The organism is Buttiauxella sp. AC038 (assembly GCF_979253565.1).
In genome coordinates this window covers 263,336-280,944 of the sequence record NZ_CEEDCQ010000001.1, presented here as the reverse complement: position 1 = coordinate 280,944, position 17,609 = coordinate 263,336, and the positions used below count along the sequence as shown (strand labels likewise).

At 51.2% G+C, this 17,609-nt stretch carries 19 protein-coding genes; 9 read left to right on the top strand and 10 right to left on the bottom strand.

All coding sequences use genetic code 11. The features are described 5' to 3' along the window. Positions 1-200 precede the first annotated feature (200 nt). From AC0IXI_RS01305 to uspF, 3 genes are all read left to right on the top strand, one after another. Positions 201-1,583 (top strand): MFS transporter, encoded by a 1,383-nt coding sequence (locus AC0IXI_RS01305; RefSeq protein WP_134185770.1) that lies wholly within the window; start codon positions 201-203, stop codon positions 1,581-1,583. Between the two features lie 258 nt (positions 1,584-1,841). Beyond that, positions 1,842-2,132, top strand: a complete 291-nt coding sequence (locus AC0IXI_RS01300) for an HTH-type transcriptional regulator (protein WP_064514484.1) — start codon at positions 1,842-1,844, stop codon at positions 2,130-2,132. A 205-nt stretch (positions 2,133-2,337) separates the two neighbouring features. Next, positions 2,338-2,772, top strand: coding sequence for a universal stress protein UspF (uspF, locus tag AC0IXI_RS01295; RefSeq protein ID WP_064514486.1), 435 nt, complete (start codon positions 2,338-2,340; stop codon positions 2,770-2,772). A 170-nt stretch (positions 2,773-2,942) separates the two neighbouring features. Here uspF and glyS read toward each other — a convergent pair whose 3' ends face one another. From glyS to AC0IXI_RS01280, 3 genes are all read right to left on the bottom strand, one after another. Further along, positions 2,943-5,012 (bottom strand): glycine--tRNA ligase subunit beta, encoded by a 2,070-nt coding sequence (gene glyS / locus AC0IXI_RS01290; protein ID WP_064514488.1) that lies wholly within the window; start codon positions 5,010-5,012, stop codon positions 2,943-2,945. 9 nt (positions 5,013-5,021) lie between these two features. Continuing rightward, positions 5,022-5,933, bottom strand: coding sequence for a glycine--tRNA ligase subunit alpha (gene glyQ, locus AC0IXI_RS01285; protein WP_034460421.1), 912 nt, complete (start codon positions 5,931-5,933; stop codon positions 5,022-5,024). A 232-nt stretch (positions 5,934-6,165) separates the two neighbouring features. Further along, positions 6,166-6,477, bottom strand: coding sequence for a YsaB family lipoprotein (locus tag AC0IXI_RS01280; protein ID WP_064514490.1), 312 nt, complete (start codon positions 6,475-6,477; stop codon positions 6,166-6,168). Between the two features lie 142 nt (positions 6,478-6,619). Here AC0IXI_RS01280 and AC0IXI_RS01275 point away from each other — a divergent pair, with 142 nt between their 5' ends. Beyond that, positions 6,620-7,615: an acyltransferase gene (locus tag AC0IXI_RS01275; protein ID WP_471681834.1), complete on the top strand. Its 996-nt coding sequence runs from the start codon at positions 6,620-6,622 to the stop codon at positions 7,613-7,615. On the opposite strand, the gene AC0IXI_RS01270 is transcribed toward AC0IXI_RS01275, so the two are convergent. Further along, positions 7,612-8,529 carry a GlxA family transcriptional regulator gene (locus AC0IXI_RS01270; protein WP_471681833.1) on the bottom strand — a complete coding sequence of 306 codons (918 nt, stop codon included), beginning with the start codon at positions 8,527-8,529 and terminating at the stop codon, positions 7,612-7,614. The two genes, AC0IXI_RS01275 and AC0IXI_RS01270, sit on opposite strands and share 4 nt — an antisense overlap. After that, positions 8,526-9,068: an isochorismatase family protein gene (locus AC0IXI_RS01265; RefSeq protein ID WP_471681832.1), complete on the bottom strand. Its 543-nt coding sequence runs from the start codon at positions 9,066-9,068 to the stop codon at positions 8,526-8,528. Before AC0IXI_RS01265 ends, AC0IXI_RS01270 begins: the two co-directional genes overlap by 4 nt. A gap of 246 nt (positions 9,069-9,314) precedes the next feature. Between AC0IXI_RS01265 and AC0IXI_RS01260 the strand changes: the two genes are divergently transcribed. From AC0IXI_RS01260 to ghrB, 5 genes are all read left to right on the top strand, one after another. Continuing rightward, the gene (locus AC0IXI_RS01260; protein WP_064514497.1) at positions 9,315-10,334 is read left to right on the top strand and encodes a LacI family DNA-binding transcriptional regulator; all 1,020 of its coding nucleotides are present in this window, start codon (positions 9,315-9,317) and stop codon (positions 10,332-10,334) included. Positions 10,335-10,444: 110 nt separating this feature from the next. After that, positions 10,445-11,194, top strand: a complete 750-nt coding sequence (locus tag AC0IXI_RS01255) for a sugar phosphate isomerase/epimerase family protein (protein WP_064514499.1) — start codon at positions 10,445-10,447, stop codon at positions 11,192-11,194. 3 nt (positions 11,195-11,197) lie between these two features. Then, positions 11,198-12,136 carry a sugar kinase gene (locus tag AC0IXI_RS01250; RefSeq protein ID WP_064514502.1) on the top strand — a complete coding sequence of 313 codons (939 nt, stop codon included), beginning with the start codon at positions 11,198-11,200 and terminating at the stop codon, positions 12,134-12,136. A gap of 69 nt (positions 12,137-12,205) precedes the next feature. After that, positions 12,206-13,504 carry an MFS transporter gene (locus AC0IXI_RS01245; RefSeq protein ID WP_413499506.1) on the top strand — a complete coding sequence of 433 codons (1,299 nt, stop codon included), beginning with the start codon at positions 12,206-12,208 and terminating at the stop codon, positions 13,502-13,504. 58 nt (positions 13,505-13,562) lie between these two features. Continuing rightward, on the top strand, positions 13,563-14,537 hold the full coding sequence (gene ghrB, locus AC0IXI_RS01240; protein ID WP_471681831.1) for a glyoxylate/hydroxypyruvate reductase GhrB: 975 nt from the start codon (positions 13,563-13,565) through the stop codon (positions 14,535-14,537). 30 nt (positions 14,538-14,567) lie between these two features. On the opposite strand, the gene AC0IXI_RS01235 is transcribed toward ghrB, so the two are convergent. The 5 genes from AC0IXI_RS01235 to mtlD form a co-directional block, all read right to left on the bottom strand. Then, positions 14,568-14,870: a type II toxin-antitoxin system RelE/ParE family toxin gene (locus tag AC0IXI_RS01235; protein ID WP_064514508.1), complete on the bottom strand. Its 303-nt coding sequence runs from the start codon at positions 14,868-14,870 to the stop codon at positions 14,568-14,570. After that, positions 14,870-15,124: a type II toxin-antitoxin system Phd/YefM family antitoxin gene (locus tag AC0IXI_RS01230; protein WP_424221433.1), complete on the bottom strand. Its 255-nt coding sequence runs from the start codon at positions 15,122-15,124 to the stop codon at positions 14,870-14,872. Before AC0IXI_RS01230 ends, AC0IXI_RS01235 begins: the two co-directional genes overlap by 1 nt. Positions 15,125-15,380: 256 nt before the next feature. Continuing rightward, the gene (locus AC0IXI_RS01225; RefSeq protein WP_064514511.1) at positions 15,381-15,743 is read right to left on the bottom strand and encodes a YibL family ribosome-associated protein; all 363 of its coding nucleotides are present in this window, start codon (positions 15,741-15,743) and stop codon (positions 15,381-15,383) included. 52 nt (positions 15,744-15,795) lie between these two features. Next, complete coding sequence (locus tag AC0IXI_RS01220; RefSeq protein WP_471683187.1) at positions 15,796-16,365, bottom strand: MltR family transcriptional regulator; 570 nt, start codon at positions 16,363-16,365, stop codon at positions 15,796-15,798. A gap of 50 nt (positions 16,366-16,415) precedes the next feature. Further along, a complete protein-coding gene (mtlD, locus tag AC0IXI_RS01215; RefSeq protein ID WP_471681830.1) occupies positions 16,416-17,564 on the bottom strand; it encodes a mannitol-1-phosphate 5-dehydrogenase in 1,149 nt (382 codons plus the stop codon). Between the last annotated feature and the right edge of the window lie 45 nt (positions 17,565-17,609).

The window sequence follows — 17,609 nt, the reverse complement described above, 5'->3', positions numbered from 1 at the left end:
CAAGGATTTTTATTTAACCCACTAATATTTAATGTGTTATTTCATAAGTATGCATATCCCCATCCCAATCAGTACGATAATCGCACACAAACACCTGCCGAATGATTGCCCAATAGCCTGCTGAGTGGTTTGATTTAACGAACGATTAACGAATCATTGTTCGATAATCGAACACCTCAGCATCCTTCAGGACGTGCCTTATGACAAAGACAACAACGACAGATATTCAGGCATTTATTAACAATAATAAGTTTTCCCGATATCAGTGGATGATCCTCATCCTCTGTTTCATTACGGTGGCATTGGACGGCTTCGATACCGCGATTATTGGTTTTATCGCCTCAGACTTAGTACAGGAATGGGGCGTACAGAAATCTGACCTTGGCCCGGTGATGAGTGCCGCTCTGGTTGGGCTGGCAGTCGGTGCATTAACTGCCGGACCAATGGCTGACCGCATCGGGCGTAAAAAGGTGTTGGTGTTATCGATTCTGATATTCGGTGGTTTTAGCCTGCTGACCGCCTTTGCCACCAGCCTGACATCACTTGCTCTACTCCGCTTCCTCACCGGGCTTGGCCTGGGTGCTGCAATGCCGAACGCGGCAACGCTGATGTCAGAATATGCACCAGAACGTAAACGCGCCCTGCTGGTGAACCTGATGTTTGTCGGCTTCCCGATTGGTTCTTCAATGGGCGGTTTTGTCTCCGCATGGATGATCCCACATTACGGCTGGCAGAGCGTACTGGTGCTGGGCGGCGTCATGCCACTCATTCTTTCAGTGGTGTTGATGATTTGGTTGCCGGAATCGGCTCGTTATCTGGTGGTGAAGAACAAGCCGCAGAAAGATATCGCCACTATTTTGCGACGCATTGCCCCACTGCCGTCAGGCGAAAATCTGCGCTTCGTGCTGAACGAAGTCGGCGGTCATATTAAAGATAAAACCGCGCTGGGCGTGATTTTCTCACCAAGATATCTGGTAGGAACCTTAATGCTCTGCCTGACCTATTTCATGGGCCTGCTGATTTTCTATCTGCTGACCAGTTGGCTACCGCTGCTGATTCGTGAAACAGGCGCAACGCTTAGTCAGGCGTCGATTATCACCGCTTTGTTCCCACTCGGTGGTGGCATTGGGGTTCTGATTATTGGCGCACTGATGGACAAGCTGAACCCAAACAAAGTGGTCGCCGTGGGTTATTTGCTGACAGGTCTTTTTGTGTGCCTGGTAGGGTTCTCTACTTCAAGCCTGGTATTAATGGGCGTGATGGTGTTTATCGCAGGCACCATTATGAACGGCGCGCAATCTTCAATGCCTGCGCTAGCCGCCGGGTTCTACCCAACACAAGGTCGTGCAACCGGTGTGGCATGGATGTTGGGGCTTGGACGTTTTGGCGGAATTCTTGGGGCGTTTAGTGGTGCATTCTTGATGCAAGCTGAACTGTCGTTCAAAACTATTTTCATGCTACTGGCAATTCCGGCCCTACTTTCCGCGAGCGCGCTGATGGTGAAATCCTGGGCGGGCCAGCGCACATTGGCTGAGAACCGCGCCAATAACCATGAGCTGGATAAAGTTACGCAAAAAGCATGATGGAAAAATCTTTAAGCACGGCGGGCCAGTCCCGCCGTTTTGCGTAAAATGCATAACCATTTACAAATTTATACTCAATCCCGCTCATCACAGACTTTTCAATTCGTTATGCCGCTTAGTTTTTTTGCTGAAACGCATAAGCCTGACACAGCAAGAAAATAGTTAGCGTGAAAACCATCTGCCCGCTTTTTTTCCAACTACTCTTAATAGGCTTCTTACCGTTCACGAGGTCGATGTGTGATTTATGAGGAGTTCTCGATGGAATATAAAGATCCAATGTTTGAGCTGCTAAGTAACCTTGAGCAGATTGTTTTTAAAGATAAGCATCAAATGATGGCACTTAATGATAAGCCCAATGCATTTTCTGAATTTGAACAACTAAGAAAAAGTACCGGGCTTAAGATTGATGATTTCGCCCGCGCAATGGGTGTGAGTGTTTCAATGGTACAGGAGTGGGAATCAAAACGGCTCAGACCCTCCAATACCGAGTTGAAGTTGATGCGCTTAATGCAAGCGAATCCAACAATCAGTAAGCAGTTGATGGAATGATTTTGTACTTTGTACCCTGATTGCCTTATCCCAAAATTGTTATCCAAAACCCCGCCTGAGCGGGGTTTGTCGTTTCTGAAGGCTACGTAAATAGTATGAAACGAAGCGGCAATGCTCGAAAACCTGACCTGTGTCACTTCCGTAATCACAAATCTAATCCATAACTTAGAGAGGGTTATTAACACGTAAAGCAAAAGGAGGTTGTATGTCTAAGAAAATCCTGGTTCCTATCGATATTTCCGAAACAGAGCTGACACAGCAGGTTATCCCCCATGTTGAAGGGTATGCAAAGCAGGACGATGCCACGATCCATTTTCTGGCCGTCATCCCTGACTATACCTATTTTGCCGCTTACGGCCTGGGCTATGCTTCGATTGCACCAGATGCCAAAGAGAGGGAAGCTGCCGCCATGGAATCGCTGAGCGAAATAGTGGCTAAATTTAACCTGCCTGAAGATCGGATTGAAAAGCACGTTCTGAGCGGTTCGCCGAAAGATCATATTCTCCAACTGGCCGATGACATTGACGCCGATGTGATTATTCTGGCTTCCCACCGCCCAAGCATGTCTACCTATCTTCTTGGCTCAAACGCTGCTGCAGTGGTTCGCCATGCAAAATGCTCGGTATTGGTTGTTCGCTGAGTCATAAAAAAACCCCGCGCTGCGGGGTTTGAGGTTAATGGCATATTTTTTCCCAGGCCGGATTAGCATCGCGACAACCTGTCTGGGAAATAGCTAGCCCATTGATAATCAAGCGTAAACATTCAGGCGAAAAAACCCGCCGAAGCGGGTTCTTTAAAACGGCAGAGAACTTATTGCAGCAGGGAAATATCCGCAACCTGCAAGAACAGCTCGCGCAGTTTGGAAAGCAGCGTCAGGCGGTTAATACGCAGATCTTTGTCTTCTGCATTCACCATCACTTTGTCGAAGAACGCATCCACCGGCTCGCGCAGGTTTGCCAGTTCTTCCAGCGCTTCCTGGTAACGGCCTTCAGCGAAGAACGGTTCCAGTTTGTCGCGCAGCACAACCAGGTTAGTCGCGAGACGAATCTCTTCGGCTTCTTTCAAAACGGATGCGTGAACATGGTCGTTCAGCGTCTCGTCTGACTTCGCCAGAATGTTTGAAACACGCTTATTCGCAGCAGCCAGGGCAGATGAAGATTCCAGCGTACGGAAGTGAGATACCGCTTTCATACGCGCATCGAAATCTGCTGGTTTGGTCGGACGGCGAGCCAGCACGGCCTGGATGGTATCCACGCTGTGGCCTTCTTCCTGATACCAGGCGCGGAAACGACCCAGCATAAAGTCGATGACTTCGTCGGTAACCTTCTGGTTGGTCAGCTTATCACCGTAAAGACGCACAGCCTCTTCGGTCAGCGTTTGCAGATCAAGCGGCAGGTTTTTCTCAACGATGATGCGCAGAACGCCAAGAGCGGCACGACGCAGAGCAAACGGGTCTTTGTCACCTTTCGGGTGCTGTCCAATACCGAAGATGCCCGCAAGGGTATCCATTTTATCGGCGATTGCCACAGCACAGGCCACCAGGTTAGACGGCAGTGCATCACCCGCAAAGCGCGGCTGATACTGCTCGTTCAGCGCAACAGCAACATCTTCTGCTTCGCCATCGTGACGCGCATAGTGCATGCCCATCACGCCCTGGGTGTCGGTAAACTCGAACACCATGTTGGTCATCAGATCGCATTTAGACAGCAAACCGGCGCGAGTTGCGTGGTTTACGTCTGCGCCAATCTGGCCAGCAATCCAGCCTGAAAGGGCTTCGATGCGGTTAGTTTTGTCGCGCAGCGTACCGAGCTGTTGTTGGAACAGAACGGTTTCCAGACGCGGCAAGTTGTCTTCGAGACGCTTTTTACGGTCGCTGTTGAAGAAGAACTCGGCATCGGCCAGACGTGGACGCACAACTTTCTCGTTACCAGAGATAATCTGAATCGGGTCTTTCGACTCGATGTTGGCAACAAAGATAAAGTTCGGCAACAATTTGCCGTCATTGGCGTAAACCGGGAAGTACTTCTGGTCACCTTTCATGGTGTGAACCAGCGCTTCCGCAGGAACGGCGAGGAATTTCTCTTCGAATTTCGCGGTCAGCACAACCGGCCATTCCACCAGAGAAGTCACTTCTTCGAGCAGGCTTTCGCTCAGATCGGCGTTACCGCCAATTTTGCGAGCCGCTTCTTCAGCGCCTTCTTTGATAACCGCTTTACGCTGCTCGTAGTCGGCAATAACTTTGCCACGTTCCAGCAGAATTTCAGGGTACTGATCGGCGTTGTCGATAGTGAATTCTGGCTCGCCCATAAAGCGGTGGCCGCGAATAACACGATCGGACGCAATGCCAAGGATTGTTGCAGGAATAACTTCTTCGCCCAATAGCAGGGTCACAGTGTGAACCGGACGCACGAATTGGGTGTTGTTATCGCCCCAACGCATCAGTTTTGGAATCGGCAATTTGGTCAGCGCTGTGGCAATCATCGCAGGCAGCAGGGCTTGCGCGCTTTCGCCTTTAACGTGCGCACGGTACAGCAGCCATTCGCCTTTATCGGTCGCCAGACGCTCAGCTTGATCGACGGTGATGCCGCAGCCACGAGCCCAGCCTTCAGCGGCTTTGCTTGGTTTGCCTTCTGCGTCAAATGCCGCAGAGATGGCCGGGCCACGTTTTTCAACTTCACGGTCAGGCTGAGACTGTGCCAGATTAGAAATCTTCAGCGCCAGACGGCGTGGAGCGGCAAACCATTTTACTTCGCCGTGAGCGAGGTTCGCTGCATCCAGTTCCGCGGTTACGTTCGCAGCAAAGGATTCGGCCAGGCTGCGCAGGGCTTTTGGTGGCAGCTCTTCAGTGCCAATCTCCACCAGGAAAGTTTTTTCAGACATGGCAGCCTCTTATTTGTTCTTATTGCACATCGGGAAGCCAAGCGCTTCACGAGAAGCGTAATAGGCTTCGGCCACGGCTTTAGTCAGAGTACGAATACGCAGAATGTAGCGCTGACGCTCGGTAACCGAGATGGCCTTACGGGCATCAAGCAGGTTAAAGCTGTGCGCGGCTTTCAGAATGCGTTCGTAAGCAGGCAGTGGCAGTGGGTTTTCCAGCGCCAGCAGGTGCTGCGCTTCTTTCTCATACTGCTCAAAGCAGGAGAACAGGAAATCCACATCGGCGTGTTCGAAGTTGTAAGTTGATTGCTCAACTTCGTTCTGATGGAACACGTCGCCATAAGTGGTTTTACCCAGCGGGCCGTCGCTCCAGACCAGATCGTAAACGCTGTCTACGCCCTGGATGTACATTGCCAGACGCTCTAAACCGTAGGTGATTTCACCGGTAACCGGTTTGCATTCCAGGCCGCCAACTTGCTGGAAATAGGTGAACTGAGTCACTTCCATGCCGTTGAGCCACACTTCCCAGCCCAGACCCCAGGCACCCAGCGTTGGGTTTTCCCAGTTGTCTTCTACGAAGCGAATGTCATGAATAGTTGGGTCCATACCCAGCTCTTTAAGCGACCCAAGGTACAGCTCCTGAATGTTGTCAGGAGAAGGCTTGATCACCACCTGGAACTGATAGTAGTGCTGTAAGCGGTTCGGGTTTTCACCGTAACGGCCATCGGTAGGACGGCGGGATGGCTGCACATATGCAGTCGCCATCGGCTCTGGCCCTAAAGCCCGCAGGCAGGTCATTGGGTGAGAGGTGCCGGCGCCGACTTCCATGTCCAAAGGTTGAACAATGGTGCAGCCCTGGCGCGCCCAGTAGTCCTGTAAAGTCAGGATCAGGCCTTGAAAGGTCTTGGTATCAAACTTTTGCATGTTGATTTCGCACGCGTTCGAGAGGGTTAAAAAGAGAAGCGGTCAGTATACACTCAAAACCATTCGAGTTGCATCAAGACGGCAACTGAATGAATCCCCTGGAGCTTAGTAGACTAAGCGACTGGGGTGAGTGAAGGCAGCCAACGCAGAGGCAACTTGAAGGGTGACGAGTGTACCTGTTGAGGGCATGTATACAGCCCGAATCCACGTGCGTTTGCCTTGTGTTGCGGCTTTATGTAGATGAAAGGTGCAAAAACTGGCCGCTTTCGTCGAATGAGCAGGTAAACCCTTCCTTGCGAACGGTGCTGCCTTGAATCTCGTAACTACCCTGATACTGCTTAAAATCCACCACGCTGATTTGTTGCTCACGGGTGTTGTAGCGATATGCCGCTTCCTGCTTACAGGTTTCAATCATCGCACCACCTTCGACTGCAGGTTGCTGTGCACCCTGGGCATATTGCGGTTGTTGCTCCGGTGTACTGCAAGCGCTCAGTAACAGAGCACAAAAAACGAGAACCCAACTGCTATTTTTTATTTTTGGCATCATCATTCGTTACGTGTACGTTAAAATCGTTATTGTTATTCAATAATTAACAGGTATTTCATATTCTGCAAACCCGCTTCGCGCCTGACAAGATAGTGAATGCAAACTCAGATTAATACCCGTTTAAGCCATCGAGGAACGAATGCAGCAAAAAATTAACTGGATTGATAACTTGCGCGGGATTGCGTGCCTGATGGTCGTTATGATCCATACCACCACCTGGTACATCACCAATGCGAATATTGTCACGCCATTTAGTTGGGATTTATCAAACGTGCTCAACTCGGCTTCTCGCGTCAGCGTTCCGCTGTTCTTCATGATTTCAGGCTATCTGTTTTTTGGTGAACGCAGTGCACAGCAGCGTCACTTTTTGCGCATCGTCACCTGTCTGCTGTTTTACAGCGTGGTCGCGCTTATCTACATCAAATTACTGACCCCCATCAACGCGGGGCTTTCGCTGCGCTACATCCTACAAAAACCGGTGTTCTATCACCTATGGTTCTTCTTTGCGATCATGGTGATATACCTGCTTTCCCCGTTGATTCAGGTGAACAAAGTCAACGCGATGGTGATTCTCGGGCTGATGGTTTTGCTGGGTGTTATCGCCAACCCCAATACCGTGCCGCAAACACTGGGCGGGGTGAAATGGCTGCCGATTAATTTATATATTCGCGGCGACACGTTTTATTACGTGCTGTATGGCTTGTTAGGTCGCGCGATTGGCATGCTGGAAACGGATAAACGCTGGATTAGCGGGCTGGCAGCAGGCTTGTTTGCGTTGTGTATCTTTTCGATATCAACAGGTACGCGCCATCAATTAGAAGTGAACGGTAATTTTGCCGATACTTTCTATGTTTATTGCGGGCCGCTGGTGTTTATCGCCGCGATTAGTTTGTTGGTCGTGATAAAAAATTGCCTTAATAACAGGCCATTGCCGGGTTTGGCTTTAATTTCTCAGAATTCGCTAGGGATTTACGGCTTCCATGCGTTAATTATTCACTTCTTGCGCACTCACGGTTACCAACTAACCAGCTCGCCGGTTCTCGATATTTTGTGGATTTTCGGCGCAACACTCGCCGGAAGTTTGCTGCTTTCCATGGGATTACAGCGGCTTGATACGCGAAAATGGGTGAGCTAAGCATTCCTGGCGCGGGCGCGGTGCAGCTGGCGTGGTGATGAAAAGCCCGCCGCAACCGCCGCCTGCTCCATGCGTTGCCCCTGCAATAAGCGCTGTTCGGCAATAGCCAGGCGCAATTGTTCGAGATAATCCCGCACTGAAATCCCCAAATGCTGCTGAAAAAGCCGCGATAAATGGCGCGAACTGACGTGAACTTTATCGGCAATTTCCTGCACATCCCACGCCGATTCTGGTGCTGCCGAAAGCAAATCCTGCGCACGATGAACCGCCGGGTGAATGTGGTTACGGTAACGCAGCCACGGCGATAATTGCGGATCGTCGCCCGAACGGCGAAACCACACCACCATCTCACGCGCCACGTCGAGTGCCGCTTTCGGGCCGCAATAGCGGTTAATCAGATGCAGCGAGAGATCAATCCCGGAGGTAATTCCGGCGCTGGTCCAGATGCCCCGGTCTTCGACAAAAATACGATTTTCTTTTACCTGAGCGGTGGGAGCGGCTGCGCGTAATCTTGCCAGCACATCGTGGTGCGTGGTGCATTGCACGCCGCTCATCAGCCCGGCTTTCGCCGCCAGCAGTGAGCCAGAACAGACGCACATTAAATTGAGTTGCTGGCTATGAATTTGCGGCTGCAGGCGCGTCAACCAACGGCGCACCGCCTCAGCCTGTGGCGTATCAAAGTAACGATTTGAATCGCAAACGCCGGGAAGCACTAACAAACTGCCTGGCGGGAAACTTTCTGGCAGCGGTTCGATGCCCGAAAAATTGAGTCCAATGGAGGTAGAAACTTGCGGGTCCGGGCCGATGAAATGCAGGTGAAAAGCATCGCCTGCAAGCTTCAGCGTTTCCGCAGGGCCACTCAGGTCAAGAGACAGAACACCAGGCAACACAACGAACCAGACCCCAATACTCACGATAAAGACTCCAGGCACTCAGCAACAGTTTGAATTTCGGCAAAACGCCCCGCCAGCACCGTTTCAGTGCGATGGCGCAGGGTTTGCGTATCCAGCGTAACCCCTTTCCAGCTCATCGGGAAGGTGAGCATCGCTTCGCTGACAAATGAAACGTGATAACCCAAATCAGACGCTACTCGCGTGGTGGTTTCGCAACACTGTTCAGTACGAATACCGCAGATAATCAGGTGGTTAACGTCACGGCTACGTAACCAAAGATCGAGACCGGTATCGGTAAATGCGTTATGTACGTGTTTCTGGAACGCCACATCCGCCTGATGTTGCAAAAACGGCATCGCTTTAACATAGCCGGAAGCCAGGGAAAACGGGCCTTCATCGTCAACATGGAAGATATCCACCACCGGTATTTTCAAATCCTGGCAGCCAGAAATCAGCCGTGTAATAGCCTGCTGGAATGCCGGGAGATCCTCTTCTTGCCAGTAATCGCGATGGAAAAAAGATTGCTGCGTGTCGATATTAATCAATGCGGAACGGGACATTTTCGGACTCCTCATCAGTGGGTATGAGGCCATTGTGACAAGGGTTAGTGCGATTGCTAATACCAAAAACGGACAGTATGAGGGTGAAATGGGACCAGATGAAATATTTGAGATTGTGTCGGATGAAGCTAACGCTTATCCGACCTACGAAGCACCAAGATTTTGTAGGGTGGATAAGCGCCAGCGTCATCCACCAGCCCTTATAAACTGTGTTACTCTCGAGCCTGAAACCCTTCGGAGAAAATCATGATCAGCAAGGCAGCGCGCCCAACGATAAGCGATGTCGCAAGAGCGGCAAAGACCGGTAAAACCAGTGTTTCCCGCTATCTTAACGGCGAGCAAAATGTGCTGTCTGACGACTTACGTTTGCGTATTGAAACGGCGATTGCGCAACTCGATTACCGCCCAAGCCAAATGGCTCGCGGCCTGAAACGTGGGCGTACCCGCTTAATCGGCCTGATCATTGCCGATATCACCAACCCCTACTCTGTCGATGTGCTCAGTGGCATTGAAGCGGCGTGCCGTGAAAAGGGCTTTACGCCGCTGGTCTGTAACACCAACAACGAAGTGGACCAGGAGCTGCATTACCTGGATTTACTGCGCAGTTATCAGGTGGAAGGGATTGTGGTGAATGCGGTGGGGATGCGCGAAGAAGGGTTAAATCGCCTGCAACAATCCGCCCTGCCGATGGTGCTGATTGACCGAAAAATTCCTGATTTTGCCTGCGACGTGGTAGGTCTTGATAACATTCAGGCCGCAACAACCGCCACCGAACACCTTGTCGAACAAGGGTTTGAAGCCATTTTGTTCCTCAGTGAACCTCTCGGCACGGTGAACACCCGCCGCGAGCGCCTGAATGCCTTCCACGCCACCCTCAAACGTTACCCGGGCATTGTTGCCGAAAACGCGGAAGTGCCTTTGCACGAAGGCGAGTTGATGGACAACACGCTGCGCCAGTTCCATTCTGGCCATCGGGGAATGCGTAAAGCTGTGATTTCCGCAAACGGCGCACTCACACTTCAGGTGGCCCGCTCCCTGCGACGTATCGGCCTGCACTGGGGCTCCGATATTGGCCTGCTGGGGTTTGATGAACTCGAATGGGCGGAGCTTGCCGGCGTTGGTATCACCACGCTTAAACAGCCAACCTGGCAGATTGGTTATGCCGCTCTCCAGCAAGTAGTGAAGCGCATTGAAGGCGGTAGTGACACCGTTTATGAGCAGGTCTTTTCTGGCGAATTAATCGTTCGCGGCTCCACCACCCGTTAATCAATGTTCGTGATAGTGATCATAAATTAGACACGGCTGGCTTTTATTTGGAACCGGTTCCATCTAGCGTAATAGTTATATTATTTAGATGAGCCTGGCCGGAGAATTAAATGCCGAGAAAAATTATTGTTGTCACCGCGGCTTACGGGCATGACCGCATTGCGGCGCTGGGCGGCCAACAAGCACTATTGCCCATTATTGCCGGGGCGGGTGCCGATGGCGTCGAAATCCGCCGCGAGCTGTTAAGCAATACGCAGCTCGATGCCCTGCCAGAGCTGGCGCAGCAAATTGCCGGACACCGCCTCGAGGCCTGTTATTCCGCGCCGGAGCCGCTGTTCGCCGAAGACGGCAAACTGAACCCGCTGATCCCCTCTTTGTTACTTGAAGCCCACCAGCTGAATGCAAGCTGGCTGAAACTTTCGCTCGGCCATTTTCGCGGCAGCTCGCAGTTTTCTGTTTTGCAGCAGTGGCTGGCGCAAAGTAATGTGCCATTAGTCGTGGAAAACGACCAAACCCTGTGTGGCAAACTCGTCCCGATGCAGCGCTTCCAGGCCGCCTGCAAGGTGCTAAATCTTCCAGTGACGCTCACTTTTGATATGGCGAACTGGCTGTGGGTTGATGAATCTCCAGAGGCCGCCGCTCGCGTGCTGGCATCTTCTGTCAGCTATATCCACGTCAAAGCCGCCGTGCCACACCATTACCACTATCGGGCCATTGCACTTGATGATGCCGAACCGCGCTGGCTCGAATTACTCAATAACCTGCCAGCCGATGCGCCACGCGGAATCGAATTCCCGCTCGAAGGCCGCGACCTGACGGCTGTCACCCGCCATTACGTCAACTTATTACGCGAGGAGTAAGCGATGTCGACGCAACTTGATGTCATTACCATTGGTGAAGCAATGGCGATGTTTGTCGCCAGCCAAAGCGGCGATTTAGCAGCCGCAGAACAGTTTGTGAAACGTGTCGCAGGGGCAGAGCTGAACGTTGCCACGGGTCTTGCGCGTCTTGGCCTGAAAGTGGGCTGGGTTAGCCGGGTGGGCAATGACTCTTTTGGCCGCTATGTTCTGCAACAACTGGCGAAAGAGAATATCGACAGCCACGGAGTGACGACGGACGAGCGCTTTGCTACAGGCTTTCAGCTTAAATCTAAAGCAGAAAATGGAACCGATCCCATTGTGGAATATTTCCGTAAAAGCTCGGCAGCCAGCCACCTGTCGGTTGCGGATTTAAACGCAGAGTACTTTTGCTCCGCACGCCATCTGCACTTAAGCGGTGTGGCGGCAGCACTGTCGGAGAGCTCATTAGAACTGCTCAATCACGCCGCTCGCATGATGAAGCAGCAAGGGAAAACCATTTCGTTCGATCCGAATCTGCGTCCGGTGCTGTGGAAAAGTGAAGCCGAAATGGTGAAACAATTGAATCAACTCGCCTTCCAGGCAGACTGGGTGCTGCCAGGATTAAGCGAGGGCGCAATCCTGACAGGGCACAAAACCCCGGAAGCGATTGCCGATTTCTATCTCGACCAGGGTGTCAAAACCGTGGTGTTGAAAACGGGTGCGGACGGCGCCTGGTTTAAAACTGCCGCTGGCGATAAAGGTGCAGTGCCTGCGATTAAGGTCGATAACGTGGTCGATACTGTTGGCGCGGGCGATGGCTTTGCGGTGGGCGTAATCAGCGCTTTGCTGGAGGGAAAAACCTTACAACATGCCGTTAGCCGCGGTAATAAAATCGGCTCACTGGCGATACAAGTCATCGGCGATAGCGAAGGGTTACCGACCCGTAGCGCGCTTGGCGAATAAACGAAGACTGCATCAGCTGTGCCCTACACTCGGCATGATGCGACTCTCCTCAACATAGAGGCAAGCCCCATGAAAACCCAGTCCCTTTCATCAAAGGTAACCGCGCCAAAACGTTGGTGGTACATCATGCCAATCGTGTTTATCACCTACAGCCTGGCGTACCTCGACCGTGCTAACTTTAGCTTTGCATCTGCCGCTGGCATTAACGACGATCTCGGGATCACCAAAGGGATTTCGTCTTTGCTTGGCGCCCTGTTTTTCCTCGGTTATTTTTTCTTCCAGATACCTGGTGCGATGTACGCCGAACGCCGCAGCGTGCGCAAACTGATCTTCGTTTGCCTGATTTTGTGGGGCGGTTGTGCATCACTCACCGGGATGGTCAGCAATATTCCGGCACTGGCGGCGATTCGCTTTATCCTCGGCGTGGTGGAAGCCGCCGTGATGCCTGCGATGCTGATTTACATCAGTAACTGGTTTACTAAGTCTGAACGCTCGCGGGCGAATACTTTCTTGATTCTTGGCAACCCGGTGACGGTGCTGTGGATGTCCGTCGTTTCGGGCTACCTGATTCAGGCATTTGGCTGGCGTGAAATGTTTATTTTTGAAGGCATTCCAGCGGTTATCTGGGCATTCGCCTGGTGGATGCTAGTCAAAGATAAACCTGCGCAAGTTGGCTGGTTGTCTGATGCTGAAAAATCCGCGTTGCAGACTCAGCTTGAGAAGGAACAAGAAGGCATTAAAGCCGTACGTAACTACAGCGAAGCATTCCGCTCGCGCAATGTGGTGCTGCTGTGTATGCAATATTTTTGCTGGAGTATTGGTGTGTACGGCTTCGTGCTGTGGCTGCCATCAATCATCCGTGGCGCAGGAACGGCGGGTATGGGAATGGTGGAAGTCGGCTGGTTGTCATCGGTTCCTTATCTGGCGGCCACTATCGCGATGATTGTGGTTTCTTGGGCTTCGGACAAAATGCAGAACCGTAAGCTGTTCGTCTGGCCACTGCTGCTGATTGGTGCGCTGGCCTTCCTCGGTTCCTGGCTGGTTGGTGCGGATCACTTCTGGGTTTCCTACACTCTGTTGGTGATTGCCGGTGCCGCCATGTACGCGCCATATGGCCCATTCTTTGCGATTATCCCGGAAATGCTGCCACGTAATGTTGCCGGTGGCGCGATGGCCTTAATCAATAGCATGGGTGCACTGGGGTCGTTTGTTGGCTCCTGGTTTGTTGGCTACCTTAACGGTGCAACAGGCAACCCATCCGCTTCCTACGTTTTTATGGGGGTAGCATTGCTCGCGTCAGTATGGCTAACTCTGATAGTGAAACCGGCGAGAAACCAACAAGTTCCGGTGGAAGCACACCACGCCTAATCTCAAACCAGGCGGTCGTTATGCCGCCTGGACTGTACTTAACTCAACGGAGAACGCTATGAAGCCGTCCGTCATCCTCTACAAAAAGTTACCTGACGACCTCCTTGCCCGCCTTGAAAGCCACTTTGCCGTCACTCAACTGAACGATTTAAGCCCGCAAACTGTCCAGCAAAATGCGCAGGTTTTTGCGGATGCACAGGGGATCCTTGGCTCGAGTGAGAAAGTCGACAAAGCGTTTCTGGAACACACGCCAAAGCTGCGTGCAGCCTCCACAGTCTCTGTTGGCTATGACAATTTTGATGTCGATGCGCTGACTTCACGCGGTATCGCGCTGATGCATACACCGACCGTGCTGACTGAAACCGTCGCGGATACCATGATGACATTAGTGCTGGCGACAGCTCGACGTGCAGTGGAAGTGGCAGAGCGTGTAAAAATTGGCGAATGGCAAGGCAGTATCGGGCCAGACTGGTTTGGCATCGACGTGCACCACAAGACGTTGGGGATTTTAGGCATGGGCCGCATTGGCCTGGCGCTGGCACAACGTGCTCACTTCGGCTTTAACATGCCGATTGTGTATAACGCTCGCCGCCACCATCAGGAAGCGGAAGACCGCTTTAACGCTCGTTATTGCGACCTCGACACCCTGCTGGCCGAGTCCGATTTCGTCTGTATCTCATTGCCATTGACCGATGAAACTTATCATCTGATTGGCGCTGAGCAACTGGCAAAAATGAAATCCTCAGCGATTCTGATTAACGCAGGGCGCGGCCCGGTGGTTGACGAAAAAGCGCTGATTCAGGCACTGATGGACGGCACAATTCACGCCGCAGGTCTGGACGTATTTGAACAAGAGCCGCTGCCGATAGATTCCCCGCTGCTCAGCCTGCCGAACGTTGTTGCCCTGCCGCATATCGGTTCTGCCACGCATGAAACCCGCTATAACATGGCGGCCTGTGCGGTGGATAACTTGATTGCTGCACTAAGTGGCAACGTGAAGGAAAACTGCGTGAACCCGCAGGTATTGAAGTAGAAATAAAAAAGCCAGTGGGGAACTGCTGGCTTATCGCCTTTTTAGCAGCAATTCCGGCATTCGACTCTGATGAATGATACCGATAACGACAATCCCTGCTTCGGCTTTTTGGTAATAGAGCATATGGCTCATATAGGGAAAGCTCCATACACCAGGAAATAAGTCGTCAGATTCATCCATTCCCATCCCCGGCATTTTTGCCAAATGCTGTAGCGTAACGCGCATACCAACCAGATATTCACGAGTCATAAGATTACCAAATTGCTTCAGTGAAAATCCCTTTAGCTCGCGCAAATCCTCTCGTGCCTCTTCCGTCAGCTTATATCCAGCCATTAAAGATCCTTCAGTAACTCATCAAACGCATCGTCACCGTCACAGACATTGCCTGTTTTAATCTGAGCAACGGAACGTTCAAGCTTATCGCGCAGATTCTGCAACTTGAGTTCTTCGATAGCGTTGTAATCGGCAATGGACATCACAACAACAGAAGGTTTGCCATTTTTGGTGATGCTCACTGGTTCACGCTGCGCTTTAGCAATCATTTCCCCAAACTGAGTTTTTGCCTGGTTGGCTGTAAAACTGATCATCCCTCACCCTCACTTCGATTGAATAGGTATAAATCGTTCGATATGTATCTATTTTAAACTACGTAGAGAACAGGAGCGAGTCTTTGTCGCCTGGTATCGGCTAGTTCATACACAAGTGTCAGAGAATAGATGCTGTGAGAATTGAATCCAATGGGAAGGGAATAAGTTATGAATAAGCTTCGCAAAACAGGAATTTTAAGCAAAATAAAAGGGATGAACCTTAAAGGATCATCCCTTTTTAAAATCGAGTGTTAACTTAGAAATCGGTATTAGAAAAACCTGTCATTTCTTCGAGGCCCATCTCACGGCCTAACGCCGTCATTGGATGGACGATAACCAAGCCACGTACCGCTTTTTTCAGAGCGCCCATGTTGGCTTGTTCTTTTTTGGTGATGGGACGCTTGTACGGCAGTGCCATCAGTTTTTGTGCTTCTTTGCTCAACTTCTGGTTGCGCACCGCTTGCAGGCGCACAATCTCAATTTCCAGCTTCGCTTTCTCTTTTTCCATCTCAGCGTACTTTTCAGCGTCGTTGATCAGATGCAGTTCTGGCATCTCGTGACGGATAAGATCGAGGCGATCGCTCAGGCGTTTGATTTCTGCTTTTTCGATTTCTTTCATTTTTGATTAACCGTGAATAACTTTCATTGCTGGCAAGGATACACCATTCGGCTTAAGAGGGCGAAAAGGGAGTTCGGTCAGAATTACTTTTGGAAGGCTTTTTTAAGCTGATCCGCGAGATCAGCTCGGTCAAAGAGAGCACCATCGTCGAACGAACGATTTGCTGGTAACGCTGTTTTTGCATAGCAAACAGCTCAGGATCGCTGCCATCCACAAACTTTGGTGTCGGCGGTAGAGTAGAAACACAGTGCAGTTCACCGAATGGGCCAAGCATTTCATCGTCGGTAAAATTATATTCATTACCGTCGTGATTTAACTCTTCACGCAAAGCCATCAACAGTTCGCAATCTTCGTACTCCGCTCGATTGAGCACGCCAAGCCCGTAGATAAGTTTGAGACGCACGGAAAGATCCCCTAGTGGCCCGTCACCATCCAACAAGGGTTCAACCGCATATTTCACCGCATAGTCGTCTTTACGGAAGACCTGAAGCACCAGGATATTAACCGCTTCGGTGAGAAGTTCGACCGCGGTAATCAGCAGGCTGCGTACGGTTTTGCCGGCATTGAGACGCTCAAGCACACGGTTTTCAAAGGCCTGGGTTTCTTCCATCTTTGCCTGCATCACTAAAATTTTCTATTGGGTGCAGCATCCACTGCACCCGCTCTCTTCTGCTACGCTTTAGCTTCGTACGCTTTCACCGCCTGAGCTACCACGTCGCTATTGGCATCAAGACCAGAAATTTCTGCGAGAGTGACCTGTGGGCCTTTTTCTGCCAGCAGTTTTTCCAGTTCCTGAGCTTGCGGATCTTCTGCGCTGTGGTAATGCATCGCTGCGGCAATACCTTCAACCAGGTTCAGGTGTGGCAAGCCGTATTCGATGGTGCCAAGCAGTGGCTTAATCAGACGGTCGCCCGCACTTAACTTACGCAGTGGCTGGCGGCCTACGCGCTCTACATCATCTTTCAGATATGGGTTCTCGAAACGACCAAGGATTTTTTGGATGTAGGCTGCGTGTTTGTCTGCATCAAAACCGTAGCGTTTGATAAGCACCGCACCACTTTCGTCCATTGCCCCTTTCACGACAGCACGGACTCTTTCATCCAAAATCGCATCGCGAATGGTCTGATGACCGGCCAGTTGGCCAAGGTATGCGGTTATAGCATGCCCGGTATTCAGCGTGAAGAGTTTGCGCTCAACAAACGCCATCAGGTTATCAGTAAGTTCCATGCCAGGAATGTTCGGGAGATCACCTTTGAACTGTGTTTTATCAACAATCCATTCGCTGAATGTTTCAACCGTGACTTCAAGCGGGTCATTAGTAGCAGATTCTGACGGTGGAACGATACGGTCCACTGCAGAATCAACAAAGCCAACATGTTGCTCAACCCAGGCCTGATCATCTTCCGACAGCGCCTTCATGACGTGGCCTTTAAGCTGGCTGGTGCCGCGCACCATATTCTCGCAAGCGATAATGTTCAGTGGTTTCTCATTACCGTTGGTACGACGCAGAACCAGACCTTTCGCCACGGCTGGTGCAATACGCTCAAGCACTACCGGTCCGACTGCCGTGGTCACCAGGTCTACATCGGCAATCAGAGTAATAACTTCATCGCCAATGCTGCTAACAGCATTAACATTGGAAACGGTATCGATTTGCTTTTGCTCGCCAACAACGTGAACCTGGTAGCTATGGCGCGCATTCAGCGCGTCCAGCACAGTCTGGTTTACATCGGCAAAGGTCAGTTCAATACCGGCATCTGCCAGCAATTTTCCGATAAAGCCACGTCCGATATTACCTGCACCAAAATGTAATGCTTTCATGTCGTTCACCTTCTTAAATTTGAATTACCCGAGAGGGTTCGGGTG

Coding starts and splice junctions, on each gene's coding strand:
- AC0IXI_RS01255 (WP_064514499.1), top strand. CDS start 10,445: ATGCCGAGAAAAATTATTGTTGTCACCGCGGCTTACGGGCATGACCGC.
- AC0IXI_RS01230 (WP_424221433.1), bottom strand. CDS start 15,124: ATGATCAGTTTTACAGCCAACCAGGCAAAAACTCAGTTTGGGGAAATG.
- glyQ (WP_034460421.1), bottom strand. CDS start 5,933: ATGCAAAAGTTTGATACCAAGACCTTTCAAGGCCTGATCCTGACTTTA.
- AC0IXI_RS01300 (WP_064514484.1), top strand. CDS start 1,842: ATGGAATATAAAGATCCAATGTTTGAGCTGCTAAGTAACCTTGAGCAG.
- AC0IXI_RS01220 (WP_471683187.1), bottom strand. CDS start 16,365: ATGCAGGCAAAGATGGAAGAAACCCAGGCCTTTGAAAACCGTGTGCTT.
- glyS (WP_064514488.1), bottom strand. CDS start 5,012: ATGTCTGAAAAAACTTTCCTGGTGGAGATTGGCACTGAAGAGCTGCCA.
- mtlD (WP_471681830.1), bottom strand. CDS start 17,564: ATGAAAGCATTACATTTTGGTGCAGGTAATATCGGACGTGGCTTTATC.
- AC0IXI_RS01305 (WP_134185770.1), top strand. CDS start 201: ATGACAAAGACAACAACGACAGATATTCAGGCATTTATTAACAATAAT.
- AC0IXI_RS01250 (WP_064514502.1), top strand. CDS start 11,198: ATGTCGACGCAACTTGATGTCATTACCATTGGTGAAGCAATGGCGATG.
- uspF (WP_064514486.1), top strand. CDS start 2,338: ATGTCTAAGAAAATCCTGGTTCCTATCGATATTTCCGAAACAGAGCTG.
- AC0IXI_RS01275 (WP_471681834.1), top strand. CDS start 6,620: ATGCAGCAAAAAATTAACTGGATTGATAACTTGCGCGGGATTGCGTGC.
- AC0IXI_RS01225 (WP_064514511.1), bottom strand. CDS start 15,743: ATGAAAGAAATCGAAAAAGCAGAAATCAAACGCCTGAGCGATCGCCTC.
- ghrB (WP_471681831.1), top strand. CDS start 13,563: ATGAAGCCGTCCGTCATCCTCTACAAAAAGTTACCTGACGACCTCCTT.
- AC0IXI_RS01245 (WP_413499506.1), top strand. CDS start 12,206: ATGAAAACCCAGTCCCTTTCATCAAAGGTAACCGCGCCAAAACGTTGG.
- AC0IXI_RS01280 (WP_064514490.1), bottom strand. CDS start 6,477: ATGCCAAAAATAAAAAATAGCAGTTGGGTTCTCGTTTTTTGTGCTCTG.
- AC0IXI_RS01260 (WP_064514497.1), top strand. CDS start 9,315: ATGATCAGCAAGGCAGCGCGCCCAACGATAAGCGATGTCGCAAGAGCG.
- AC0IXI_RS01265 (WP_471681832.1), bottom strand. CDS start 9,068: ATGTCCCGTTCCGCATTGATTAATATCGACACGCAGCAATCTTTTTTC.
- AC0IXI_RS01235 (WP_064514508.1), bottom strand. CDS start 14,870: ATGGCTGGATATAAGCTGACGGAAGAGGCACGAGAGGATTTGCGCGAG.